The sequence below is a fragment of the Pedobacter frigoris genome (assembly GCF_032678645.1).
Taxonomy (GTDB): Bacteria; Bacteroidota; Bacteroidia; order Sphingobacteriales; family Sphingobacteriaceae; genus Pedobacter; species Pedobacter frigoris_A.
In genome coordinates this window covers 841,405-865,747 of record NZ_JAVTSP010000002.1, presented here as the reverse complement: position 1 = coordinate 865,747, position 24,343 = coordinate 841,405, and the positions used below count along the sequence as shown (strand labels likewise).

The window sequence follows — 24,343 nt, the reverse complement described above, 5'->3', positions numbered from 1 at the left end:
TCTACGCTACCTAAAAACAGGCGACGTAGATCATTTTGAATTTTGGGTTACACCAATCCGCAAAGCAATGAATTGAAGGAAACCCCTTAGCCCGAGCCAATATTTTGAAGCTGAATCCTCCTCATCGGATCCTTCTTTTGATTATAGAGGTCAGGTTAATGCGGTCTTTCAGAATGCCCCCGAAAAGTTAAATACTTTAGGGGAGCATTGTTATGGATTAACAGGAGATTAATACAACCCCAGTTCAGCAATAGCAGCATTTTGCGTACCATCCCATGAGGTGTTGGCCACAATTTTAAAGAATTTAAATGTTAGCGCCGATCCAAATGCAAAATATTGTTTACCATCACTTTTAACAGTCGAGAAGCTACCCCCTGAAGTATAATTGATGCCATCTGTACTGGTGAGGATTTCAAAATCTTTGATCGCACGGCTCGATCCCGCACGGTGCTGCAGGGCAATACCATTTGCAGTTTTATTGCTTCCAAGGTTTACGCTGATAAAATGAGGATAGGCTCCAGTTGGGGATGATGACCATCTGCTGTGCCAAAAGGTTGTTGAATTATTGTCAAGTATATTCGTTGCATAACCATTCTCTCCTATTTCCTGCGTACTGAAAGCATCAATTGTCCAGCCTGTCTTGCTAAGTTCCGGGCGATACCCAAAATTGATTACAGGAATTCCGCCCTGGAAAGTGTAATAATAGATATGTTGGGTAATTGTACCATTGGTATGGATAAATTTAACTTTAAGCTCGTAAGGTATGCCATTGGATTTTTCCCATAGTTCTGATATAGGCATTACAACATTAAAGCTATCTGTGCCTATTTTAGGGCTCACCCAGGTTACTGCATTGTAGTCTTTATTGGTACCGGTTCCTTCATTATTCACATTAGGATCATTGTAATACAACACTTTAGCTACCGTACCTGTAGAGGTAAACTTTCCAGAGCAAACTATTGCATTCTGGCCGACCGAATAACTGGCATAAATACGTGGTATGGTAGTGGTAACGCTGCCATAGTAAGTTAAGTTGTCGTTGTTAAAAACCTCATTGTTATTAAATATCGCAGCATCAGCGGCTGCAATAAAGGTTGGCGTCTTGCCCAGCGTGTAGTTACCACCGCCCATTAAGGCCGTCCCAATACTTGTTTTTTCAGATACAGATTCTTTGTCGTGCGCAGCATTTAAGGCGTGACCCATTTCATGGGCTAAACCACCAAGCCATTTTGTAAACGGATCGGTACCAATATTGGCTATATTCAAACCTGAATAATCCATGGCAAAACAGTATTTTCCAGTACCGTAAAAAGGGTTGCTGTTATCAGGGTTCGTCCCACCACTGAATGAGGGCATCATGATCAAAACGTGCTGACTCTGCTTCAAACCAGGATTGGCCGCATAAAAGTTATTCACTTCAGTAACCCCCAGGCCACCGTCAAAATTTGTTTTCGACTGTGTACTTCTGATCACACTGATCTGGACCAGTTGTGTTGCCGGATCCTTGACCAGTCCAAAGGTTTTCGCACCATATCCGTTTCTGTTCATTTCCTGCGAATAAAAATTCTGTATCCAGGTAAGCACACCATCAATTCTCGATCTGAAGTTGGCAAGCGTATCCAGGTCATTTGGGATCAGATAAGCAACGGTCAGGTTACGGGTGTGGGAGATTACAGGGTTTGCAACAGTCATCTGTTGGCCTGGACTATCAAGGCCGGCATCTTCCCCAGCAGGTGTTTCCGCTTTCTTACATGAAGATGCAAATAAGACCGCCGTAGCGGCAAAGATCATTAGGAGTTGTTTTGTTTTCATTTTTATTTAGGGATTTTAGTTATAGGCTCAACATGTTTTAGAAAAAGATTTTGCCAACAATCTGGCGCTCTAATGCAATTACCGGAAAAGAGAATATTCTAATTTAAAGCATAATAAAATGAATAATAGACAATTAACCATACAGATCAAATTCAAAAAAATGGACACATAACACACTGAAAAACAATGAATTAAATATGCAAACAAAAAACAAATGGAGGGCTTGGCCCGATTTATCGGGAACTGAAATCGTACCCCAAAAAACTCATCATGTAGTTAAAAATACAATAATTGAGTGCAAAATGCTGGTCTGCCCAACTGCTATGAATTTCCTTATTCTTTGTGCTAATCTCAAACCTATCATTACCATCATTCAAAAACGAGCAGAGCAATGATAGGTCATCACAGAGTTGTCTTATGAAGTTTCCTTTCTCCATTCGCTATCCCTTCTACATGCTTTCGTATCTACTAAAGCACTTCTCAATCCCTTCATAGGGGTCACTCAAGGGTTGGTAGGGCCTCAGCTTTTCGAACGGTTATGTAGGAATTGCATAGTGATTACATTTTGGGTGTAATGACACGAACGCACATCGAAAGGAAACCAAAAGCACCGCGAAACCAGCATATTTTAAACACAATAGATAGCGTGTGGTAGCGCAGTGAATATGGAGAATTCTACAGGTTGTTCACTTCAAAACCTCCATAACTAAGCATTTCAGCATTGTGGGCTACAACAAGATTAAGCTCCAGTCTCTCAATCAAATCTCTGGCCTGGGTAATGTTCCTGTGGATGTCATTAATGCCTCTGATCTCAATCCCTTTAGACATCAGTTTAAATTTGTTAGGTTCAAATTTGTCGATAAACCTTTGCAGATCTGAGCTGATCTTTATTTGTGCTTTTTCCATGTTATGATCTAACCTTGCTGGTTGAGCGCAAAACAAGGCAACTAATTTTAACTCATTGGTTAGTTAATGTTATGTTATCAATCACAGCTCAGAGCTGATGCACTAATCGAAAGCAATCTGATTTGCCCCCGAAACTCTTTCTATATGGCAAGCACATTTACCACCTTTTACTTTTACTACGGCAGATTTAGTCTGGTTGGTTTCTACAGATGTACCTGTAATTTTCAAATCATCGCCCGCTTCGGATAGCTTTGCTGTATAGCCGTCATTTACCACTATGAAGAAGCCTTTCTGATAAAATGAACTCGTCGAATTAGCATCAATTTTTTCACCCGTCCGCTGATTGATGACACTATAATCTTTTACCTCAGCCGCCGCGCCTTTACTGTCTACAAATTTTATAGATACTGAGACAAACTCCTCGGTACAAATCCTATCTCCACAATTGGTGTTATTCCTATCTTTTTTACAGGCCAGCAGACTGCCGGCCATCAATAATGCAAGCGCAATTCGTTTCATCGTTTATCGGTTTTTAGAGAAAACGTCGGAGTCTGTTAAAACGCTACAAATAAAAGAATTTATTGCCTTGCCTGACGAATTCTTTTCCAGCTTCTGGCGGCTACTATAATGCTGACTTCATAAAGAATCATCAGCGGGCAAAATACAATAAGCATAGTTTGCACGTCTGGCGTAGGGGTAACTATTGCCGCTATAATGAGCATGATTACGATTGCATGTCGTCTGGAAGAACGCATTAATTCTGGCGTCAGTAGTCCCAGTTCCGACAAAACCAGCACCACAATCGGCATTTCAAAAATAATTCCGGTTCCCAGACTCAGTGTTACAATAGAAGATAGATAGGAATCAATGGTAATTTGATTCTGAATTACCTCGCTTATTTGAAAACCAATTAAAAAACGAATCGAATATGGGGCTATTACATAATAGCCAAAAAGAATACCAAGCATAAATAAAAGGCTGGCATAAAAGACAAATCCGCTCGTAGATTTCTTTTCTCTCTGTGTCAGAGCGGGCCTGATAAAGAGCCACAATTCAAACAGTAAATAGGGAAAGCCCAGGATAATCCCGACAATCACAGAAGAATTCAGTTGAAGTGTAAACTGCCCTGCCATCTCGGTATTTATGATGTTAAACTTGATTTCCTTTACACAATACCCATCGCCCCAATGAAAATACTCGCTCAGCCTGCACATCATTCTGTAAGTAAAAAAGCTTTCTTTTTTTGGTGCCAGTATGATATCATCAAAAATAAAATCGTAATAAGAAAAGGCCCAGGCGGTAAATACCAAAATGGCAACGGCACTCCTGATGAGGTGTTTTCTTAAAACTCCGAGATGATCAAAGAAAGACATCTCTCCAATATCATTCCTTTCAGATCGGTTTTTCAACAGCAAAAGCCAGCCGGCAAATTTATTTTTCATAACTGCCCGACAACTACCGCTTAAATTTAAGTACCAGAAAATCAACAAGCTTTTGGGAAATAAAGCCAAAAAGCAGGAAGACTAAAGTGATGAGGTAATAGGTTGTGAAGATCACACTATGCTGACCAGAGAGTTCAGAAGCCCACAAAAGCATCATGTAGGCCTGAACACAAAATAGGTTCAGCCATACGCCACTTGAATAACTGAGCATCCAGCCAATGCATACAAATAAGGGAAATGCTATAATTACAGGGAGATAAGCATTATGATAGGTGAAGCCAAACGTCACCGCAACACCCGCAGAAGCGCCCAGAAACAAAGCAATTTTCCAGTTGATTTTTCTATTGAAAGAAAGCAATCCCCTGACCCCATTTTTACTACTTACCAGAAAGAAATAGCTGATCAGAATAATTTGTATAAAGTAAAATAGCTGCGTTAGCGTTTTGAAGGCTGGTGATACAAAGCCTGTTGGATCTAAGCCAACGACGTTTAACAATTGAATAAGATAGAAACCGGATATGATGGTCAGGAGAACTGCGACAAAAGCCGGGGCTGTATTTAACTTAAGGGCTACTGTATTTAAATATTTCAATAAGGATCGCCCTTTAAAAATCAGAACCAGAAATGACCCCGCCAAAACTAAACTCAGGAAATAAAAGATCGCAGGCCATAAGCGAATATCGCCAGGCAGGTTCATTTCTTTAAAACCTGCTTGATATTGCTTATAGTAAAACACCGGTATGAGGATGAATAAAGCCTGAAAAAAAAGCATTGAAACCGCACCAATTATCAGCAGTGTTCCCGTTCTTCTAAATCCAAGATCGGGATTAACTTTCTCAAACTCTTCTTCAATTGTTGTAATTGATCCGATGCGTTTCATCGCAACGGTCCATGTTTCATCTTCACTTAAGCCCGACTGGGACAGCTCCTGGATGATATCGTCGAGATGAGCTTTTAGCTCTTCCCGATCATCAGCGTTTAATGAAGTACGTTCGAGCCGAGATTGCCATTGAACAATCTTTACGTTTAGGTAAGGGAAGGAGTCCATAGGTTATTTAAAAGTTCATTCATAAATTCCCAGCTTTGCTTCTCTTCCTTAAGTTGCAAAAGACCCTTTTGAGTAATCGTATAGTACCTCCTGCGTTTCTGATTTTCGGCTATCCGCCATTCTGACAATATAAATTCTTTATCCTCGAGTTTCCTCAATACAGGATACAGCGTTCCGTCAGAGTACAGAATTTTACCATTCGATACTTCTTTTACTTTTTTAATGATCTCATACCCATAACTTTCACCATCTATCAGTGTAGATAAAATAATTGGGATTGAGGAAACAGCGATTAACTCTTTTGACAGCATGATCATAAATATTTCAACAAATATACATAGAACTTCAATGTATATCGTAAAAATATTTTTTCCCCCGTAAATGACCTTTAGTTATACCCTTACCTGACGAATTCTGAGCAATCGGCTGAAGGCTTATAGGTACCACCACCTTGCTGATAAACGACTGTCGCACCCAGATGACCACAGTAGGATAATGCCCCCGCTCCGATTAGCATCAACAGGAAAACCATGACCAGCATGAGTACAGGTTTTGCTTTAATCACCCATTTGGATAGGCCGTATATTACCAATGCAGAGGAATAAACTATTACCGAAGCATAGCCCCACCAGTAATGCTCCTGAAGCACCTTAGGATCGCAGATATCCCTCACCACTACATTGTAGGAAAATGATCCGGTATAAATGGCCAGCCAACCACTGATCACTCCTATGGTCAACAACAATAGCGTAAGCTGTCCATAAAATGCCTTCTGGTTATCTGAACGAATGACAATTGTCAAAAACCCTGCTATTGTAGCCAATAGCAGGGTAGCAACAGGAAAATGAACCAGCATCGGATGCCACAGTTCTGCTCTCCACATTGATGGAATTTGATTCATTAGTCTAAAATAGATACTGCAACCGGAACCAGTTTATTACCTTTCTTCTCTACCTGAACTTCAACTTTTCCTTTTTCTTTCAAAGCATCAAAAGGAACTACGCTTCCAGCTTTAGTAAGCTTGGTGCTGTCTGTAAAATAAAGCTCAAGCAGCTTGTCATCAGGGGTTCTTACATAAATCTCTTTTTCATCTGCTTCTACTTCTTCTGCTACACCCTGATAGGTACCTGATTCTACAACATCAGTTTTCTTATTTTCTCCGCAAGACTGTAGTACTAAAATGCCTGATGCAAACATCAGTGCTGTAAATAATTTTTTCATTAGAATTGGTTTTTAAATTTATTATTGAACTATAAATGAAGTTGTTAAACTATAATTTAAACTGCAGGGTTACAAAATAACCCCTTGGATCTGATGGCAGGATGCCAGGCCCTGGGTATCCATCTGCTCTCCGTGTAAAGTACTTTTTATCCAGCAGATTATTAATGCTACCCGATAGTGTAAACCACTTCCATTTGTAGTTTGCGCTAAGATCCATTACCTGGTAAGCGGGCACTACTCCATCAATTGCCCTGTCCGACATTTCGGCATTGGTTGCATCAGAATATTGTTTGCCAACATGCGAAAACTGGTAAGCAACATCAAAACGCTGGTTACCAAAGGAAATACCCGTACGGAATAATATTGGCGGAACAAATTCTACCAGGTTATCTTTATGAACGGATGGGTCTAAACTATTGATGTATTTGGCATCTATCAGTGCGAAATTTGTGTAAACAGATAGTTTGTATTTACTTGATCCTTTAGAAATCGCTTTCAATAAATCTGCTTCAATTAAACTTTCAAACCCCAGATTACGGCTGTCACCAATGTTTTTGCGCAGGCGGTAATTCTCCAAATTATCTGCACTTTTTGTATTGACAGAGCCGATACGCTTGTTGTATTTTAAGTAAAACACGCTCAGGTCATAGCGCATCCAGGAGTTTACCGAACCTCGTATACCGCCATCAATCGTGTATCCTTTTTCATCTGAAAGGGTGGAATCAACGCGCGCATTTGGATTAATTACCCTAATGTCATTAAAGTTTACACTGCGGTAGTTTTGAGACGCATTGGCATACAACTCTATTCCTTCCACTGGTTTATATGACGTACCCAATCCAAAAAACACAAAGGAACGGTCATTGGTTTTCTTCTCAAAATTCTGGATGTAATAGAAATCGTTGTAGGGACTTGACCTGGTCGCATAATATCCATCAGCCTTTGTAGATATAAATTCAAATCGCGCACCGGGCGTTACACTCCATTTTTCTGTCAGCTGGAAAATATTTTCGGTGAATACAGCCACGTTAGTACCTGGAAATTCATAACCTGAGCCACTAGGGAAGCTACCTGTGTACTTAAAGCTCGGACCACTGCCGTCATCCGCGTTGCCCTGACTCCGCAGGGTTAACCCTTTGTAAACCCTTACACCACCTAAAAATGTACTCACTTGCTTGTTTGTTAATTCATACTGGTGAAGTAACCGTATTTCGGAGCCATAGTTTTTAAAAGTATCATCCAATAGATCACGGGTTCCTCCGGGATCGGGCCTGTTGATGTAACTCAATATGCCTAATGCTTGTCTGCCGCCATACAGATGATAACTTCGCCAGTTAATCCGGGTATGGTCACTAAACTGATAATCGAGCGTAAGATTGGCTAAATTCCAGTTTACCTTAAACCAGTTGCGGGAACGGCTGGATTGCCCCGGATCTGTTTCAAACTCATTATCAGTTAAGCCTCCGGGCAACTGCGCCAGATAATGCATATAAGTATATTCACCGGTTACTTTAAGTTTAGGTGTAAATTGATAGTCAAGATGTAAATATGCTCCATCCTGGTCAAAATGACTGTTCGGGCGCCAGCCATCGCCTCGTTTGTGCTGGTAGTAGGCATAGTAATTCAGTTTTTTCACCGTACCTCCTACACTATTAAAGGAGTTAAAAAAGCCAAAGGAACCCACCGTTTGCCGACTGGTGATTTCCAGCGGTTTACCTGAGGGGCCTTTTTTTAACTGAAAATTGATCAGGCCGCCAAATTGAGTCCCATACTGTAGACTGGCAGCGCCGCGTATGATTTCTATTCTGTCAAGTGCTTCAGCCGGTGGCGTATAATAACTTTCGGGATATCCCAAAGCATCAGCACTGATATCGTAGCCATTTTGTCGTGTGTTGAAATTGGATACACGGCTGGGATTTAATCCCCGGCCTCCGATACCCAATTGCAGCCCTCCACCATCATATTCAATAATATTGATACCTGCAACACGGCTATAGATCTGCCTGGTATTGTTGGTGGCCAGGTTGGCATTTAAGCTCCCGACATTGACAACTTCAGTTTTTTTACCTGCATAAATCGCAGTACCTTCTACTTGTCTTAAATTGCCGGATGCCATTCGTTCGCTGCTATCCTGTATGTTTACCTGGTCTAACAGCTTGCTATCGGAATCCTCTAAAGTGATGTTAAGCGAGATATTGCGATTTACCACAATCTTCTGACTATAGTTTTTTGCGCCTATAAAGTTGATCAGTAATTTATATTCTCCCGTAGCGATATCTTTAAATTCAAAATCACCGCTTTCGCTACAGGCTGTTTTCAGTCCCGCAGGCATCAGGGTTACAGTAGCTCCCGATGCAGCTTTATTGCTGAGCTGCACATGTCCACTAACGCTATAATTTTGTGCAAAAGCACTTAAAAAGCAAAGATTGAACAGTACAAACAAAAATATTTTGCCAAAAGTGATATTTATCATCTGTATATAAGTATTCGTGATTGCTGTACTTTTATCAATCATGATGTTGTGTTTCATTTTTTTTAACAAAAGGTAATATCCAGGTATAATGATCCCAGCTAAAATGCTGCCTGGATAGATCGATATTTGGATTTGTAAATGGCCGTGAACGCGCTCCGTTCAATGTCACATAAGACTCTGCATAAACCGCAGGGTGCTTTAGCCCGCGCTCGCTATATACAGAAGCCAGGTAATGTGCATATCTTAAGATCAGATCGGGCTGGGTACTCATCATCTTATCCTGCAAAGGGGTAAGAAATTCATTGTTATTAACTTCATACGTTTTTCCCGTTGAGGGCTCTTTGACATAAAAAAAGGTATTGCCCGATTTTTCCATCAGCATCACCCGCCAGGAAAAACGGTAACCCTCTTCATACCAGAACAGTTTGCCTGGATAGATGAGAAAACGCAATGGAACAATAACCTGAATAAAAAAGTAAATGGCCGCAGCCAGGATAACCAGTTTATTTGTGCGCAGAGGTAACTGGTAAATATTACCCATCTGTGCTAAGCTATTCTGGCCTGTAAATCTATTCAACAAGTCCCGCTGAAAAGATGAGCTGAAGAAAACAAAGCTGCAAATGATCATTACATAAGGAAACATCCCTATACCGGGGAAAAATAATGCCGTAGCCAGGTGAAAAGCGATCACAAAAACGTAAGCTATGGGCCGTGTTCTACGGTTGACTAAAAAGAATGCAATAAAAAGATCGTACACCGCACCAAACCAGCTAAACAGGTATGCTACCCAACTTGTATACATCAGGTCGCCTATTAAAGGTAAATGACTTTTGGCCGGCAACCAGATCTTCATTGGTGTGGCGTTTAGTAGCCAATCGGGACTTAATTTGGCCATGCCTGCAAAAAAATAAACTATAGCTATCTGCAAGCGGATGATGCCGATAGTCCACAAGGGGACTTGATTGCGTTTCAACTCTGGCCATAAGATAACATCCAATGAAAAATACCTGTTGGCAGGCAGCCAAATCATTAAAAACCCAATCAGGCTGATAAAATAATAATGATTGAGATAATTGGTGGCATCAATCAGCTCGATATAGGTAAATGCCAAAAAAAAGACAACTGCAGCTATGCGGTACAGAAATCCTGCAGCGATACATATTGTTGCGACACCAGCGGTTAAAAAAAGCAGGTGCATGCCAGTATCACCCAACGGCTTTACCCACTCAAAACCCCAGTAGCTAAAATAAAACCGGGGCGTTACATACAGATCGGTTATCCAGCCATTTAACCAGAAGCGCAGGATACCTGAGAACATCATCAGCCCAAACAACACCCTGAAAATAACCAGGGGTGCAATATCTGCAGGCTTTTGAATCCGATGAAAGAGGCTATGTTCCGGCATTGATATCCTGATTAGTCGCCGTCGGTATCCTGGTAAGTAATGCGTACACCGGTTGCAGAAGCTACATCTGTTTTAATCAGCGTAAGCAGTATTTGTATTTCACGATAAGCAGCTTCAATCTCTGTGCTCTTGCCTGTTAAAGCAGTAGACAAAGGGTCTGGTATTGCACTCAATTTAGCGATGGCTAAATCAAATTGTTTCAACACATCATCACTTAAAGCTTTTTTATTTAACGCGACAAGGTAATCGGACATGCCTTTTCCAGTGCCATTCCCGTTAAACATTTTTTTCAGATTGGTCAAATTGGCCACAGCAAGTGCAACAGAAATACCAGAATGATAACCTTCAGTTTTATCAGGATATTGCACACCTCCCGATTGCTTACCAAAAGGCCAGCCGATCCGTGGTCCTTTCATCTGGTCCATCTCATAGGCAAATTGATTGATCAGAAATGCAATGGGACTACCTGCATCGGAGCGGGTATTGCTTATAAACTCAGCCCTGTAACTGTTGTTCCACGTTGTGATAACACCCGAGTTTAGGGTTTTCATGCGTGCTACGAGATCCTGAACATATTTTTTTCGGTTTGCTGCTTCGCTACCCGCAAATTTAGTCAATGCATCCGGCGCAAATAAAACATAATCAAGCGCAGAAAAACCTTGCTGATTGGTGGTAGAATTTTGTGTCAGATCATAAGTACCCCGGGTAATGTTACCATCAATGACCGCATTATCAGCTGGAAAGGTATTTAGGAAATTATTAAGCAAAACCCTTTCGGACGGGCCAAAGTGACTGGCAGATATCTGCTCATATTGAATATAAGCATTTTTAAATGCAGCTTTTAACGTCAGTTGATTTGCTGTATTTGGCGTAACAAGGAAAACATTTACCGCTGTTTCAAGTAATCCGATTTGCTGTTGTAAATTGATATAAGCCGGAACGATCAGGTTATCCGCATAGTTAGTCAGCATAGCCGCTTTATCAAAACCATTAGCCTGCGGCCCATTATCTTTGCCTGATTTTTTTGAGCAAGCGATAATGAAAACTGTAAATACCAATGTGGTTATAGCGAGACCTGATTTGATGCGATTTATTTTCATGATTTGCATAATTTATGAACGATGAAAGCTCCTGGCTCAATTATGAGCCAGGAGCTTGACAAATATAAGGCAACAGTTTAGTTTAAACCGTACGTTGTTTTTAATATAGTTTGCGCTTCTACCAATTTGGCAAAGCCTGCTTCGTTAATCAATGTATAGAAGTTGGTATTCATGGTAGCACTTAATTTCTGGAAGTTAGCTTCCGTTAATTTACTGTTTGAAGGGCGATATTTGAAACAAGTAACGAAACCAAAACCTTCAGATAAAGCGTGGAACTGGGTTGGCAAGTCGTTTACACTTACTGCGTTAGTAGGTATAGTTACATAAGCTAATGCAGCCGCAGCAACCAATTGCTCCCATTTGGCCTGGATAATAGCAATTTGCTCTTTTACCACTACATAGTCTTTAGCACCTATAGCAGCACGTCCTTTTAAGAAAGCATTGAAGATAACTTTACCTGCTTCAATACCTTTTCCACGTTCAGCAAGGTAACCACCCCACAATAATGGACGAATCGCATCAGCATTGGTATATGTTCTGTCAGGATTATAATCTGTTGGCACACCAAGGTATCCGAAAGCTTCATCCCAGCTGCGTTGCATTGCTGTTACGCCATTAGTTACTGTAGTATTGTTAGCAGCAGATACACTGTTCAGGATATTAATAGCTTCTTTAAAAAATAAAGCACCCATCATACCTTTAGCTACTGCCTGGTTATATTCCAAACCAGTTGCACTTACCAATCTTTTAGACGTGCCTTTGATTACATAGCCGGCCGTACCATTAGTAGCCTCAACAGCATTCTTTGCACTGTTGGCAACTTGCTGGGTAAAATATCCTGTAAAGGTCGCAGCATCAGCAGTTTTGTCTGCCAACTTAAGACCAGATGCATTTAACGTTGCATCAGTAAACGGACTATTTGTGTTGTTGAAATAATCGTTTGCTTTTGTTGTAGTAATTGTTGCAGTTAATGCAGTTCCCAGGTAGCTGTTTAATTCTAAAGCCATTTTTACCCTTTGAGAAGAGGCAGTATAATCTGCACCGGCAAAATTGTAGGTTGTCGGCACATCATAAGGTGCAATTACTTCAGGAGTAACTCTGTCTTTTCTACATGATGCAAGGCCAATAACAGTTAGGACAACCAATGCTGAATTCTTAAGGTATTTATTTTTCATTTTTAAAGGATTATATAATATTATTAGTATTATTGTTTGTATTAAGTCTAAATAACAGCTAAACTTGCCGCAAATATTATAAACCATTCTAAAGAATTTCTAAAGATTTAGAATTATTCTTAATAATTATGAAAATACTACTTATTGAAGATGAGCCTGTGCTGCTGGATGAAATAGAAACCTATTTTACAGCGCTTGATTTTGTGTGTGAACAGGCAACAACTTTCAATGATGCGGAACAGAAGCTTAGGGATTATATATATGATGTGGTAGTGCTTGACATTATGCTGCCAGATGGAAGCGGAATGGATCTGGTTAAAAAGATAAAGCAAAAGCAGATAGAAACAGGAATTTTGATCCTTTCGGCCAAAGACTCTTTACAGGATAAGCTTTGTGGCTTAAACCTGGGGGCAGATGACTACCTGACAAAGCCTTTTTACCTGGAAGAACTTAATGCACGTGTAAATGCCATCTATAGGCGAAAGATGCTGAAGGGTGAGGAAAAGATCACTTTCGATGGTTTCATGATAGAACCAATATCCAAATCGGTATCTTTTAAAAACAGTGAGATCAGCCTAACTAAAAAGGAATGTGACATGCTCATTTACTTTGTGATCAATAAAAACAGGGTGGTAAGCAAAGCTTCTATAATTGAACATTTGTGGGGCGATCATTTTGATCAGAATGATAATTTTGACACTGTTTATGTACATATGAAGAACCTAAGAAAAAAACTGATTAATGTATCCGGCAAGGACTACATCAAAACAATATATGGTATAGGTTATAAATTCACCTTCTAATGCGGCTGGTCTCTAAAATCAGTCTTTATCATTTCCTCCTGAGTTCACTGGTATTAGGACTCGCAGGCTTTTTGCTGTTTGTTTTTTTAAGGGCTGAGATCTCCCTTGAAATCGAAGAACAATTGGAACTGCAGGTTGATATGATTGTACAAGAACTGGATAAAGGAAAACATATTGATTTTCCTCTGGTAGTTATCAGTAAGGACAATGAAGCGCTGATGCAGTTACCAAAAATTTTTAAAGACACCTTGATCCATGATCATGTACAAAATGTAAGTGAAGGTTATTATTATTTTGAAGAGAGCAAAAGGATCAACGGAAAGCCTTACCGGATAAGGGTAATGACAACTTATATTGGCTGGGAAAATTATTCCAAAACCATTTCCTATATATTTATAGCCATTGCTGCAACGCTGGTACTCCTGGGTACACTGTTCAATTATTTTATTAGCCGCAGCTTGTGGGCACCCTTCCTGATCAATCTGAAGCGAATGAAAGGTTATTCGGTAAGCTCCAGAGAGGAATTGCAACTGGCCGTAACTGACATCAAAGAATTTCAGGAAATGAACACTGTACTGTCCGACCTCGCCGCAAGAGGAAAAAGGGAATATACTGCGTTGAAAGAGTTTACTGAAAATGCCTCTCATGAAATACAAACACCGTTGAGCATTTTAAAAACCAGGCTGGAAAGTATCAGTCAGCTTTCCCTTGACCCATCAGTGATCCGGCCGCTTAATGATGCCAAACAGGCTATTACACGCCTAAGCAAGGTTAATAAGGGCTTGTTATTGCTGGCAAAATTGGAGAACAATGCTTTTACAGATCAGCAATTGTTACAGCTTGATGAGGTGTTAAAAAACAACTACGAACTGATGGAAGACCTTTTTCAGCACAAGAGTGTCACTATCGATTTCGAAGTTTCTCCTAAACGTGTATTTGCCAGCCCTTTTTTAATGGAAGTACTCGTATCAAATCTGCTTTCTAATGTTTTATCCTATACAGATCAGGGGGCAAAGGTATCGGTCAGACTTGATGAAGCTCAGCTTGTCTTGACAAATGAGGGAGAACCACTGGGATTTCCTGAATCAAAATTATTTACAAGATTCGGTAAGAAAGCACCCGGTTATAAGGGCAATGGATTGGGACTCTCTATTGTAAAACAAATTTGCCTGAGCTACAACTGGGACATTTCGTATAGTTACATCCAAAACCAGCACCAGTTTAAAGTAACATTTTAGAGTTTATCTCTAAAACTTATAGCTATATCCTAAACGAAACACCTGTGTCTCCAGATAATCTGTGCTGGTTAAAGTAAAGCCATTGCCCCTGATCTCTTTGGTCGGATTTAAAGTATTAAACAGGTCCGTTCCATTTAAGAACAGTTCTCCTTTTCCATTCTGGATCTGCTTCTTTAAACCCATGTCTACAGAAAATCTCGAACTGATCTTTCCCTGAGGGATAATATCCGGAGCTAAATAAACCATTGAAAATTGTATTTCTGCTTTCTTGGGCAGTTTAAACATTCCGTTTAGCTTTGCGTTCCAGGATGTAATACTTTCCTCCGGCATGCTATAAACTGTGGGAACAGGGTATTTATTCTCAACAGTAAAGGCATTTATTTTATTGAAGTACAAAGCAGCACTGGTATTGAAAGAAAACCAGGGATATAATTGCTGCTGCAAAGTCACTTCAGCCCCCCTGTTTTGGCTTTTCCCTGCATTCTGAAAGATATTATAGATCAATGTATTTCCCGGCACCGTGGTCGCAATACGCGTAATGGTGGCATTGGTCAGTTTATAATATGCCGCAGAATAAAGGCTTCCTTTTGCCCAACTGAGCTTGTGTCCCAGTTCAATATTTTTGGTAAACTGCGGACGAAGTGTTGGATTTCCTACTTTGATCACCTCTGGCTCATCATACTTAGGAAAAATACGTATGTCTACTTCATTAGGACGATCCACTCGTTCATTATAAAATATAGACACTTTGTTTTTCTCACCTAATTTGTATCCTAAGCGAAGATTTGGAAATGGGCGAAAATAGTAATAACCATCACTTTTGTAAGTATTGTGATTTGGATTTACCTCATAATCCACCTTTACATATTCAAACCGCAGCCCTGCCTCAATTTCAAAATTCCTGTTCTCAAAAACATAATTGCTATAGACAGCAGGAATGGTTTCCTTATAATCGGCCCAGCCCCCCGCATTCACATCAAGCGGGGAGTTCAATCCTGGAATAAACTGCATATCTGTTAGTATCGTTCTTCTCCTGAATTTCACTCCGCTCTCTATCCTGCCATGCTTTAACGGCTTAAAATAATCTACACTTAAATCTGCCACATGCTCATCAGAAAGCAGTTTAAAAGCATCCTCTCCTGTAAATGTGGGCATGATATTGGTGAAGAAATATTTCTCGTCCTCCCTGTGGAAGGTATAGTTAAAACTGGCATTCAATAAATGCCCGGGCTGCGCAAATTTATGCTGGTAAAGTGCCGCTCCTGTTGCTGTGTATTTCACCTCATCTTCCAGAAACTGCCACAGGCGGCTCCGAACAGAAAGGTCGCCATTAAAGTAAGGAATATCTCCCCTGTCCAGGATCTTCTCCCTGTTCAGATAAGCTGAAAAAGTAAACGTGTTATTGTCATCAGGATTCCAATCCACACCTGTTTTTACCGTAGAGAACGTAGTAGTTCTGTTTCGTTTTACCTGTTGTTTAATGACAGTACCATCATCATAAACCCTCTCGGCAAAGTCGTTCCGGTTAAGGGTCTGAGTATACAGCCAATCTGCCTGCAAAAAGGTATTTACTTTATTCTTTCTGTAATTGACTGACAGGGAGGGATTAATTTTGGGTGTAGCCTGATACTGCGGCCTGATGCCCGGCAGGTTTTCCTTGCGGACCCATACTGCCCCAAGGCCTGAAGTAAGCCCTATTTTACCGTTAAACCCTTCCTGTTTGTTCTTTTTATAAATGATATTAATAATCCCTGCATTTCCATTGGCATCAAAACGCGCAGAAGGATTGTTGATGATCTCAATCCGCTCTATAGCAGAAGCAGGAATATTGTCCAGTCCTGTCTGACTTCCGAATCCGGTCACGGCATTTTGTTTCCCGTCGATCAGCACCGCAATTTTGTCATTGCCGCGGAGCTGAACTTTACCATCCTGCACAGTCACTCCCGGAAGATTCTGCATCGCCTGCAGCACCGAGCCGCCAGACTGCGTCAGGTTGTTCGCAAGGTTAAAAGTCTTTTTATCCAGTTTACCCGATATGCCATCTGCAGAAGCCTCTCCTGTTATCTTTACTTCAGTCAGTAGCCTGGCATCTTCTTTTAATTCAAAAACACCAAGATCAAGGAATGCACTTAAAGAACCGACTGTATAAGACTGTTTGTAAGTTGTATAACCAATCATCGAAATCTCTACGATGTAATTCCCACTCTTTATGTTAGATAAAGTAAACCTCCCCGCATCATTCGTAACCGTACCCATTACGAAAACACTATCTTTTTGTGCTTTCAATGTAACGTTGGCGTAAGCGACAGCTGCCTTTTTTGTGTCCTTTACCATTCCGGAAATGCCAATTGATGAAACATTTTGTGCCTGGACAAGAGCAGGAAATATCAAGATTAACAACAAGGATCTCAGCATAATTTGTTTTTTCAGTAAAATTGCAGGGACATTTAGAAGAAATTCTGAATTGTCTGCTTTTACGAAAATTTAACCTTGAAATTGTGTAAATCATGTAAGTAACTGTAATGGATATTCCACCCATAGCGATTACAGATTTCCTTAACTATTGAAAGCCCGATCCCGCTACCGGGAGTCTTCACAGAAGCAGAACTAAACCTGTTAAACAATTTTTCAGCTATCAGCATATCAGATCCCGCATTGGCAATATTCAATTCCTCCGAATTCAATGAGATGTTAATCTGCGCATTCGAACCTGTATGTCTTATTGCATTTGTGAGTAGGTTGGTCAGCATAATCTCAACCAGCATCTTGTTGCCCTGAATAAAACACTCCTGATCAATATTAAGAAATACTTTTTTATCCTCCAGGAAATCAGCAAGCAGTTCAACTATCTCACTAATACACTCAGACATGTTTATGGTTTCCTGATCCAAAAACTGCTGGTTTTCTATTTTTGCCAGCAGCAATAGATTTTTATTAATCCTGGAAACCCTGGAAAGTGCATGATTGGTTTCTTCGATAATCATGGACTGAGTAGTCGTGATTGATGAATTTTGCAAGAGCAGATCAAGTTTGGCCTGTACGATGGCAAGGGGTGTCTGCAGTTCATGGGAAACATTCTCTGTAAATTCCTTTTGCTGCCTGAATGCGGCAATATTACTTTCCAGAAGTTTATTGATACTCGTGTTCAATTCCTCAAATTCAATGACGTTTGCTGGCTCAAATTGAACTGTTGTATGACTGTTCAGGTCAAAATCTTTGATCTTCTCCAGGGTTTGGTAAAATGGCTGCCAAAGCCGGCGGGATATCCTGCGGTTAAGCCATACAAACCCGCCTAATATCAATACGAAAAAGAATACGGTCAAAAGCGTAACAGCACCGATAATGAGGAAGCTATCTTCACGGCCAGCTTCTGCTGTCAAAATAATATTATGCTCATCTAATTCATATTGCCATAGCTTACTAATGGCAAAATAATAAATGGGAATGCTGCATGCCAGTACAATTCCAGCATAAACACTGAATCTTTTTAGTGATTTATTCAGCAGTTTATTCATATCTCCCATTTATAACCATTTCCATACAACGTCTTCAGATAATTTCCGCTGCCCGCTTCAGCTAATTTTCTTTTTAGGTTTTTGATATGGGCATAAATAAAATCATGGTTATCCAGCATATCGGCAATATCTCCCGACAGATGCTCTGCGAGTGCACTTTTAGAAATCACCCTGTTTTTGTTGCCAATAAAAAAGATCAGCATGTCAAATTCTCTTTTGGTAAGCACTACCGGAATATCTCTTACCATCACTGTTTTTGCCAGAAGGTCAATTTTTAATTCATTCTGAGTGATGACATTTGAATTTCCAAAACTCCGTCTTCTGATGACAGAATAAATTCTTGCGGCAAGTTCCGACAGGTGAAAGGGTTTAGCCAGATAATCATCAGCACCTAATTCAAGTCCTTTTATTTTATCTTCCAGCGAATTTTTTGCAGAAATAATGATTACACCATCTTCCTTATTCTGCAATTTTAATTCATCAAGTATTTTCATGCCACTTCCTCCCGGAAGCATCAGATCCAGCAAGATGCAGTCATAATGATAAGTACTGATCTTATCTAAAGCCTGCTGATAGTCAACAGCAAGTTCACATAAGTAACTTTGGTCTGAGAGATAGCTGATCATACTCTTCGCCAGTTCAGGCTCGTCTTCAACAATCAGCACCTTCATGAATTAAAATTTTTTGCTCTATACATCACGTCAGTCATTCTGCATTTAATTAACACAATCCTCGTAAAGATATCATTCAATTATGTAGAAAACCTGAACTTGATTCATTTATACATGTCCCAAAAAGAGTGCGATCCAAACCTTTCCTTACTTAGTTTGTTGTTCAATCACATCAATCTTTAAACAAATGGGCTTATTAAAAACAGCATTAATAGGCGCCGCAGTATACGGCGCCATTAAATATGTAACGAAAAAAGATTTAAATGGAAGATCAATCATGGATGACTTCAAAGAGAAGTCTCCTGAATGGATGGAGAAATTTAAGAACGTAAAAGAAGAGTTCAAAGTAGAGCTCGAAAAGCAGAGGTATTAACGAAATACCTCTGCAAGTTTACTGTCTATGTCTTTCTCTTCAATGGTATGTACCAGTATCTTTCCGTTTTTATCCAGTAAAACATAACAAGGAAGCGAAGGAATCTGGTACAATGTAGAAACCTTAGCAGGCATGTTTTTTATCGGAAATGCATCACATACCTGCAGCCAAGGCATTTGTTCCTGATCCATAGCCTTAAACCAATCCTTCCACCTGCTGTCATTCGAGACGCTCACAATTTCAAATCCTTTGTCTTTATACTTCTGATAAACTTCTTTCCAGTGTGGGATCGCTTCTCTGCATGGCTTGCACCAGCTGGCCCAGAAATCGATCATCACGTACTTACCTTTTGTTGAAGAAAGGCTGAATGAAGTACTGTCGCGTTTTAATAAAGTGAAATCAGGCGCTTGTTTTCCCGGCAATACGGTTTTTCTCTTCTCTATGTCACCAACCAGATTGGTATAATATACTGATCCTTTTGCATCCGCCTGAAACTTAGCTAACATGGCTTCTACAGCGAAAATGGGCATGGAAGATTCAAACATATAATAATTGCTGAACATATAAATACCCGCTGCTGAAGCTGGGTTTTTAGCCACAAAATCATTAATGTACTTCAACTGCCAGGCTTTGTAAAACTTGCTGATTGAATCTGATTTGGCACGCAGTACTTCATGATCCATTCCTTTCATTTTGTTAAGTGTTGCATAGGCTGCCTTAAATTTAAGTTGCTCAGGATCGTTTTCATATTGTTCATATTCATCATTCACTTTGGAACCGCTCACCTTGAACTTCTTCAGACTTGCTCCTTTTTCCATACCGTAAGCAGTGTAATCATAATGTTCAGCACCAGCGGTATCGATATCGACAGCGATCTTGCTGTTTTCAACAAACAACCTCATTCCCCAATTACCTGGTGAGAATTGCAGGCTCATTACCTCCGGATTGTCGGTCCTGCCTTTCAGTTCAAATACACCATTTTTTAATACTGCACTGTCTACAGCTTTAGAGGTTCTATCGCTATCATTATGTCGCATCAACTTGACCATACCTGAGTTCACACCCTTGATTTTACCTGAAATGACGTAGCCATTTGCCTGTTTGTTTTGTGCACAGCTGGCTGCGGCAACCAACGTCACAACAGTTAATAAGCTGATTTTTAATTTGTTCATCATCATACTGTGTACTATTAATTTTTAAACAATTCTTCCAGCTTTTTATTCAATATTTCCCCTCTCAAATCTTTCGCAATGATCTTGCCTTGGGGATCTATCAATAAAGTACTTGGAATCCCCATGATACCATAATAAGTAGAAACTTCATTTTTCCAGCCTTTCAAATCTGATAACTGAGTCCATGGCATACCGTCATCCTTAACCGCTTTTTTCCAGTTGTCACCTTTATCATCCAGCGAGATTCCCACTACTGTAAAGTTCTTGTCTTTATAAGTATTGTAAGCCTTTAAAACATTCGGGTTTTCTGCCCGGCATGGCCCACACCAGCTCGCCCAGAAATCTACCAGTACGTACTTTCCTTTAAAAGAAGCAAAGTTAACGGGTTTACCTTCCATATCATTTTGGGTAAAGTTCAGCATCTCCTCACCGATCGAGCTGCGCTTCAGAACAGCCAATCGCTCCGATAAGCGTTTTCCTTCAACACTTGCTTTCATTTTTGGCCCCAGTTTCTCATAGATAGACTGGATATCCTTATAGCTGCCCATACCCGCGCGATCAGTCACCATGGTCAGGCTCACAGCACTCTCCGGATGCGCAGCGATGTATGCATTCTCCATCTCGCGCATCTGTTTCCTGATTCCATTTATTTTTTCTTCCAGGGCCAATTGTTCTTCTTTACCCAGCTTTCCATACTTCTGGTATAGCGGCATGAGCTGGTCATCCAGCGATTTTTGAGATGCCTCAAAAGCATCTGCTTCCGCCTGTGTTTTAGAACCTGTAACTTTAAGTGCAAACAGTGAGTCTGCTGTTCCTTTAATTGAAATGTTTCCCGGCTCCAGATATACCCATGCTGCCCTGTTTGGAAACATCAGCGTCACCTTCTGAGGAGCCGGCATATTGCCTGTCCAGCTAAACTTTCCCGCCCTGGCTTTTATCGTATCTGTTTTCGTTTGAGTTCCTTCATAATAATAGACATTGATGTCTACGTCGCCCAGGCCCTTAATGTCGCCGGTCACTTTTGCCTGCTGGCCAAAAGCTGTACCCGCCATACACAGCAATCCTGCAGCTGCTAATGATTTAAATACTTTCATCGTTTTTTTATGTTTTTGTTATAAGTTGTTAGTTGAAAATCTCAGCGAGCTTTTTATCCATAGCCTCGTCATTTTCGCCACCACCGCCATAGCGTCCAACGATGACTCCGTTCTTATCGATGAGGATTTTAGTAGGCAAAGTATGGATGGCGTAAGGTTCACTGATGTCTGCCGACTTATCATAACCTGTTGTCGTGCGTTTCAGACCGCGCAGTACGTGCTTCCATACGCCAATCTTATCTTGCTCTACTGCCTTTTTCCAGGCTTCGTTATTGCTGTCATCATCAGACACCCCCACTATTTCTAAACCTTTATCCTTGTATTTGCTATACAGCGACAATAAGTGCGGATTGCCCTTGCGGCATGGCACACACCAGCTTGCCCAGAAATCGAGCAACACATACTTTTTACCTTTAAAGTCAGCCAGGCTTAGCGGCTGTCCATTAATATCTGTCGAACTGAACACCGAAGCTATACCCCCTGGTGATCCACCCTCCAGGCTTTTGATCTCCTCTGCAATTTTCTTTCCATAGCTGCTTTGTTTTATACGGTCTGATAGTTTCGCATAAAGCTGTTTAGATTCTGCAAGTGGCAACGAAGAAACTTTCCAGCTTAAAGCATAGGCCGAATAATCTGAATCATAATGAGTCCTGATGTATTCCATATCAATTTTATCCATCTCTTCTCTCAATGGATCCATCTTGTCCTTTTCTGCCGTTGCAGCCTCCTTTAGAGCTTCCAGTTCTGCTTCTGGTTTTCCGGCTTTCCTTGCATCGATATATGCCATATTGGCTTTGTCGTACGCCGCCGACAAAACACGCATCTGCTCCAATTGTGTTTTTTTACGAAGATTCAGGGCCACTAACTCTTCCTGGGTCTTAGAACCTTTTAATTTCAGGTTTTTGAAATCCCCATTGGTTAACTCCATACTCAGTTTTCCGGGCTCAATAAAAAAAGTAGCCATGTTAGGGTCGTCAAAGCCCCGGCTTTTTACAGTGCCCATAATATAAGCCATCACCGGACCGGCTACTTTACCTTTGAATTCAAATTGCCCATTTTTAATAGCGGTGCTGTCCTGCTTATAGCCGTCTTTCGTGTCTGGATAAGATAATTTTAACATCCCGCTGGTTTGTCCTTTAATTTTGCCTTGCAATGTAAAGGATCCATCCTGGGCCAGTGCCGGAATCATCCCAGCCAGCAATGATAATGTCAATAAATAGTTTTTCATATGTAATGGTTTTATAAGTCTTTAAGTCAAATAAATGAGGTCGTCAAAAAAGGTACACCCGTCATCCTGAATTCATTTCAGGATCCCGGACATGCTATGTAAGCTTGATAGATCCTGTTCTACAACGGTGCAGGCTGAGATCCTGAAATGAATTCAGGATGACGGCAAGAATAAATTACCTTTTTTGAACGGCCTCATACAATGTGTAATTATATTAATTTGCGCTATACCCTGTATTTTGTTCGCCAAATAGTGGATTATAGATAAATTCTGATTTCGGAACAGGAATAATATACTGTGTTTGACTGGTAATGGTTGGTCTCTGTTGCGTCACAACAGACAGTGGGAAACGTAATAACGCCATCCATTCGCTGCCATCCTCTCCCACCATACTTTTTGATATTTCTTTATATATCTCCAATAACAATGCATCAGGAGTATTTGCTGCTTCTACAGCCAGGTAATGAAAATTGTTGGTAACCGCCGTTATCCCAGCTTTTTCCTGTATCTGATGAACCAGCGTCTTCGCTGTACCTAAAGTTCCTCCTGATCTTACTACAGCTTCTGCCTTCAGCAGATAAACTTCCGTCAGGCGCATGGCGTAGTCTGTTTCAGTCAATGCCGAAGGAGCAGTACCTTGTGCATTGTATTTATTGAAATAAAAGGTATTTGGCGAATACTGTGAATTGGCATTTGCCGTTCCTATTACCCAACTTGCCCTGGGGTCGTTCGCATACAGGTCTTTCAATTTGCCTTTCGCTACAAAAAGAGATGAAGCACCGGGATAATATTGCCTGGTTTTAGAATAAGGATCGGTAGGCTGAAGCGCCTGCGGCTTAACACCTAAAATCACTTCCTTGCTGGCCAGACCAACTGTATGAAACAGGCTTTGCTGACTGGACTCCAATACATAAGGACTATTCTGCATGATATTATCTGCAAGAGTTATTACCTCAGCATAATCCCCGGTTCCTGCCCGGCTCATCAATACACGCATTTTCAACACCATTGCCGCCCACTTGGTTGCATAATGGTTTGGATTGCTTGCCGGTCCATTAGCGATCGCTTCATTTAAATCAGCAATGATAAAATCATAGCTTTCCTTAACTGTACTGCGCTTTTTTTGGATATTACTCAATGTTGAGAGTTCATCCCTCAGCAAGACTCCCTGCGTGCTGCCAATCTTGTACCATTCTGCATAGTAGCTCAGCAGTTTGAAATGTGCATAAGCACGGATGAATTTCGCTTCAGCAATAACTTCTTTTTTCCTGTTGCCCGTAAACTTATTGTCTGGAAGCTCATTCACACCCTTAATCACTCCATTTGTACTATTCAGCGCTTGGTAAGATTCATTCCAAAAAGTACCAGAGGAACCTTCAGTCATATTGTCTTCAGACGGACTCGCACCAAAACCATAACCTAAATAGCCTGCAAATTCAGCTGGAAGAATCTGATGCTGTTGCCAGTCTGTGCTGATATTGTTTGCATTTGCAAAATTGTAATAAGCACCATTCAGAGCAATCTGTGATGTGGCCTGGTCTAGAATCGTATTTCCTTCCACTTTTGCATTTTTAGGTGGTGCACTCAGTTCTTTTTTACAGCCGTAGGCTCCAATGAGCATGATACCTGCTGTCAGAAATTTATATAATGTTTTCATGTCCTTTGTT

General features: G+C 40.6%; 22 protein-coding genes. 3 read left to right on the top strand and 19 right to left on the bottom strand.

Annotation, left to right across the window (positions count from 1 at the left end; all coding sequences use genetic code 11):
• Positions 1–228 precede the first annotated feature (228 nt).
• The 12 genes from R2Q78_RS10010 to R2Q78_RS09955 all read right to left on the bottom strand — a co-directional run bounded on the left by R2Q78_RS10010 (position 229) and on the right by R2Q78_RS09955 (position 12,582).
• Entirely contained in the window at positions 229–1,812 is a 1,584-nt protein-coding gene (locus R2Q78_RS10010; RefSeq protein WP_316791350.1) for a discoidin domain-containing protein, read from the bottom strand.
• A gap of 675 nt (positions 1,813–2,487) precedes the next feature.
• Positions 2,488–2,718 (bottom strand): hypothetical protein, encoded by a 231-nt coding sequence (locus tag R2Q78_RS10005; protein ID WP_316791349.1) that lies wholly within the window; start codon positions 2,716–2,718, stop codon positions 2,488–2,490.
• Positions 2,719–2,820: 102 nt separating this feature from the next.
• A complete protein-coding gene (locus tag R2Q78_RS10000; RefSeq protein WP_316791348.1) occupies positions 2,821–3,237 on the bottom strand; it encodes a hypothetical protein in 417 nt (138 codons plus the stop codon).
• 59 nt (positions 3,238–3,296) lie between these two features.
• Positions 3,297–4,160, bottom strand: coding sequence for a twin-arginine translocase subunit TatC (gene tatC / locus R2Q78_RS09995; RefSeq protein WP_316791345.1), 864 nt, complete (start codon positions 4,158–4,160; stop codon positions 3,297–3,299).
• Between the two features lie 13 nt (positions 4,161–4,173).
• Positions 4,174–5,208, bottom strand: a complete 1,035-nt coding sequence (locus tag R2Q78_RS09990; RefSeq protein ID WP_316791343.1) for a permease prefix domain 1-containing protein — start codon at positions 5,206–5,208, stop codon at positions 4,174–4,176.
• Positions 5,187–5,519, bottom strand: a complete 333-nt coding sequence (locus tag R2Q78_RS09985) for a PadR family transcriptional regulator (protein WP_316791341.1) — start codon at positions 5,517–5,519, stop codon at positions 5,187–5,189. The genes R2Q78_RS09990 and R2Q78_RS09985 overlap by 22 nt, the downstream gene beginning before the upstream one ends.
• Positions 5,520–5,608: 89 nt before the next feature.
• Positions 5,609–6,109 carry a DUF2231 domain-containing protein gene (locus tag R2Q78_RS09980; RefSeq protein ID WP_316791339.1) on the bottom strand — a complete coding sequence of 167 codons (501 nt, stop codon included), beginning with the start codon at positions 6,107–6,109 and terminating at the stop codon, positions 5,609–5,611.
• Positions 6,109–6,429 (bottom strand): hypothetical protein, encoded by a 321-nt coding sequence (locus tag R2Q78_RS09975; protein WP_316791337.1) that lies wholly within the window; start codon positions 6,427–6,429, stop codon positions 6,109–6,111. The genes R2Q78_RS09980 and R2Q78_RS09975 overlap by 1 nt, the downstream gene beginning before the upstream one ends.
• Before the next feature lie 49 nt (positions 6,430–6,478).
• The gene (locus R2Q78_RS09970; protein WP_316791335.1) at positions 6,479–8,959 is read right to left on the bottom strand and encodes a TonB-dependent receptor domain-containing protein; all 2,481 of its coding nucleotides are present in this window, start codon (positions 8,957–8,959) and stop codon (positions 6,479–6,481) included.
• Complete coding sequence (locus tag R2Q78_RS09965) at positions 8,937–10,307, bottom strand: HTTM domain-containing protein (RefSeq protein WP_316791333.1); 1,371 nt, start codon at positions 10,305–10,307, stop codon at positions 8,937–8,939. The genes R2Q78_RS09970 and R2Q78_RS09965 overlap by 23 nt, the downstream gene beginning before the upstream one ends.
• An 11-nt stretch (positions 10,308–10,318) precedes the next feature.
• Positions 10,319–11,407 carry an imelysin family protein gene (locus R2Q78_RS09960; protein ID WP_316791331.1) on the bottom strand — a complete coding sequence of 363 codons (1,089 nt, stop codon included), beginning with the start codon at positions 11,405–11,407 and terminating at the stop codon, positions 10,319–10,321.
• A gap of 77 nt (positions 11,408–11,484) precedes the next feature.
• The gene (locus R2Q78_RS09955) at positions 11,485–12,582 is read right to left on the bottom strand and encodes a DUF4856 domain-containing protein (protein WP_316791329.1); all 1,098 of its coding nucleotides are present in this window, start codon (positions 12,580–12,582) and stop codon (positions 11,485–11,487) included.
• Between the two features lie 128 nt (positions 12,583–12,710).
• Here R2Q78_RS09955 and R2Q78_RS09950 point away from each other — a divergent pair, with 128 nt between their 5' ends.
• Positions 12,711–13,385: a response regulator transcription factor gene (locus R2Q78_RS09950; protein WP_316791327.1), complete on the top strand. Its 675-nt coding sequence runs from the start codon at positions 12,711–12,713 to the stop codon at positions 13,383–13,385.
• The gene (locus R2Q78_RS09945; RefSeq protein WP_316791325.1) at positions 13,385–14,623 is read left to right on the top strand and encodes a HAMP domain-containing sensor histidine kinase; all 1,239 of its coding nucleotides are present in this window, start codon (positions 13,385–13,387) and stop codon (positions 14,621–14,623) included. The genes R2Q78_RS09950 and R2Q78_RS09945 overlap by 1 nt, the downstream gene beginning before the upstream one ends.
• Before the next feature lie 9 nt (positions 14,624–14,632).
• Here R2Q78_RS09945 and R2Q78_RS09940 read toward each other — a convergent pair whose 3' ends face one another.
• From R2Q78_RS09940 to R2Q78_RS09930, 3 genes are read right to left on the bottom strand one after another with little or no spacing between them, the layout of a single operon-like run.
• The gene (locus R2Q78_RS09940) at positions 14,633–17,038 is read right to left on the bottom strand and encodes a TonB-dependent receptor domain-containing protein (protein WP_316791323.1); all 2,406 of its coding nucleotides are present in this window, start codon (positions 17,036–17,038) and stop codon (positions 14,633–14,635) included.
• A gap of 59 nt (positions 17,039–17,097) precedes the next feature.
• Positions 17,098–18,138 (bottom strand): HAMP domain-containing sensor histidine kinase, encoded by a 1,041-nt coding sequence (locus R2Q78_RS09935; protein ID WP_316791321.1) that lies wholly within the window; start codon positions 18,136–18,138, stop codon positions 17,098–17,100.
• Positions 18,135–18,809 (bottom strand): response regulator transcription factor, encoded by a 675-nt coding sequence (locus tag R2Q78_RS09930; protein ID WP_316791319.1) that lies wholly within the window; start codon positions 18,807–18,809, stop codon positions 18,135–18,137. Before R2Q78_RS09930 ends, R2Q78_RS09935 begins: the two co-directional genes overlap by 4 nt.
• 187 nt (positions 18,810–18,996) lie before the next feature.
• Between R2Q78_RS09930 and R2Q78_RS09925 the strand changes: the two genes are divergently transcribed.
• The gene (locus tag R2Q78_RS09925) at positions 18,997–19,182 is read left to right on the top strand and encodes a YtxH domain-containing protein (RefSeq protein WP_316791317.1); all 186 of its coding nucleotides are present in this window, start codon (positions 18,997–18,999) and stop codon (positions 19,180–19,182) included.
• On the opposite strand, the gene R2Q78_RS09920 is transcribed toward R2Q78_RS09925, so the two are convergent.
• From R2Q78_RS09920 to R2Q78_RS09905, 4 genes are all read right to left on the bottom strand, one after another.
• Positions 19,179–20,360 (bottom strand): TlpA disulfide reductase family protein, encoded by a 1,182-nt coding sequence (locus R2Q78_RS09920; protein WP_316791315.1) that lies wholly within the window; start codon positions 20,358–20,360, stop codon positions 19,179–19,181. The genes R2Q78_RS09925 and R2Q78_RS09920 overlap by 4 nt on opposite strands.
• A gap of 11 nt (positions 20,361–20,371) precedes the next feature.
• Positions 20,372–21,448, bottom strand: coding sequence for a TlpA disulfide reductase family protein (locus tag R2Q78_RS09915; protein ID WP_316791313.1), 1,077 nt, complete (start codon positions 21,446–21,448; stop codon positions 20,372–20,374).
• Between the two features lie 28 nt (positions 21,449–21,476).
• Positions 21,477–22,676, bottom strand: a complete 1,200-nt coding sequence (locus R2Q78_RS09910) for a TlpA disulfide reductase family protein (RefSeq protein WP_316791311.1) — start codon at positions 22,674–22,676, stop codon at positions 21,477–21,479.
• Positions 22,677–22,890: 214 nt separating this feature from the next.
• Positions 22,891–24,333 (bottom strand): RagB/SusD family nutrient uptake outer membrane protein, encoded by a 1,443-nt coding sequence (locus R2Q78_RS09905; protein ID WP_316791309.1) that lies wholly within the window; start codon positions 24,331–24,333, stop codon positions 22,891–22,893.
• Positions 24,334–24,343: the final 10 nt, after the last annotated feature.

Excerpts from the sequence above, each read along its gene's own strand:
- R2Q78_RS09930 (WP_316791319.1), bottom strand. The coding sequence starts at position 18,809 with ATGAAGGTGCTGATTGTTGAAGACGAGCCTGAACTGGCGAAGAGTATG.
- R2Q78_RS09975 (WP_316791337.1), bottom strand. The coding sequence starts at position 6,429 with ATGAAAAAATTATTTACAGCACTGATGTTTGCATCAGGCATTTTAGTA.
- R2Q78_RS09985 (WP_316791341.1), bottom strand. The coding sequence starts at position 5,519 with ATGCTGTCAAAAGAGTTAATCGCTGTTTCCTCAATCCCAATTATTTTA.
- R2Q78_RS09920 (WP_316791315.1), bottom strand. The coding sequence starts at position 20,360 with ATGATGATGAACAAATTAAAAATCAGCTTATTAACTGTTGTGACGTTG.
- R2Q78_RS09915 (WP_316791313.1), bottom strand. The coding sequence starts at position 21,448 with ATGAAAGTATTTAAATCATTAGCAGCTGCAGGATTGCTGTGTATGGCG.
- R2Q78_RS09990 (WP_316791343.1), bottom strand. The coding sequence starts at position 5,208 with ATGGACTCCTTCCCTTACCTAAACGTAAAGATTGTTCAATGGCAATCT.
- R2Q78_RS09950 (WP_316791327.1), top strand. The coding sequence starts at position 12,711 with ATGAAAATACTACTTATTGAAGATGAGCCTGTGCTGCTGGATGAAATA.
- R2Q78_RS10000 (WP_316791348.1), bottom strand. The coding sequence starts at position 3,237 with ATGAAACGAATTGCGCTTGCATTATTGATGGCCGGCAGTCTGCTGGCC.
- R2Q78_RS10005 (WP_316791349.1), bottom strand. The coding sequence starts at position 2,718 with ATGGAAAAAGCACAAATAAAGATCAGCTCAGATCTGCAAAGGTTTATC.
- R2Q78_RS09955 (WP_316791329.1), bottom strand. The coding sequence starts at position 12,582 with ATGAAAAATAAATACCTTAAGAATTCAGCATTGGTTGTCCTAACTGTT.
- R2Q78_RS09925 (WP_316791317.1), top strand. The coding sequence starts at position 18,997 with ATGGGCTTATTAAAAACAGCATTAATAGGCGCCGCAGTATACGGCGCC.
- R2Q78_RS09965 (WP_316791333.1), bottom strand. The coding sequence starts at position 10,307 with ATGCCGGAACATAGCCTCTTTCATCGGATTCAAAAGCCTGCAGATATT.
- R2Q78_RS09905 (WP_316791309.1), bottom strand. The coding sequence starts at position 24,333 with ATGAAAACATTATATAAATTTCTGACAGCAGGTATCATGCTCATTGGA.
- tatC (WP_316791345.1), bottom strand. The coding sequence starts at position 4,160 with ATGAAAAATAAATTTGCCGGCTGGCTTTTGCTGTTGAAAAACCGATCT.
- R2Q78_RS09945 (WP_316791325.1), top strand. The coding sequence starts at position 13,385 with ATGCGGCTGGTCTCTAAAATCAGTCTTTATCATTTCCTCCTGAGTTCA.
- R2Q78_RS09910 (WP_316791311.1), bottom strand. The coding sequence starts at position 22,676 with ATGAAAAACTATTTATTGACATTATCATTGCTGGCTGGGATGATTCCG.
- R2Q78_RS10010 (WP_316791350.1), bottom strand. The coding sequence starts at position 1,812 with ATGAAAACAAAACAACTCCTAATGATCTTTGCCGCTACGGCGGTCTTA.
- R2Q78_RS09935 (WP_316791321.1), bottom strand. The coding sequence starts at position 18,138 with ATGAATAAACTGCTGAATAAATCACTAAAAAGATTCAGTGTTTATGCT.
- R2Q78_RS09980 (WP_316791339.1), bottom strand. The coding sequence starts at position 6,109 with ATGAATCAAATTCCATCAATGTGGAGAGCAGAACTGTGGCATCCGATG.
- R2Q78_RS09970 (WP_316791335.1), bottom strand. The coding sequence starts at position 8,959 with ATGAAACACAACATCATGATTGATAAAAGTACAGCAATCACGAATACT.
- R2Q78_RS09960 (WP_316791331.1), bottom strand. The coding sequence starts at position 11,407 with ATGAAAATAAATCGCATCAAATCAGGTCTCGCTATAACCACATTGGTA.
- R2Q78_RS09940 (WP_316791323.1), bottom strand. The coding sequence starts at position 17,038 with ATGCTGAGATCCTTGTTGTTAATCTTGATATTTCCTGCTCTTGTCCAG.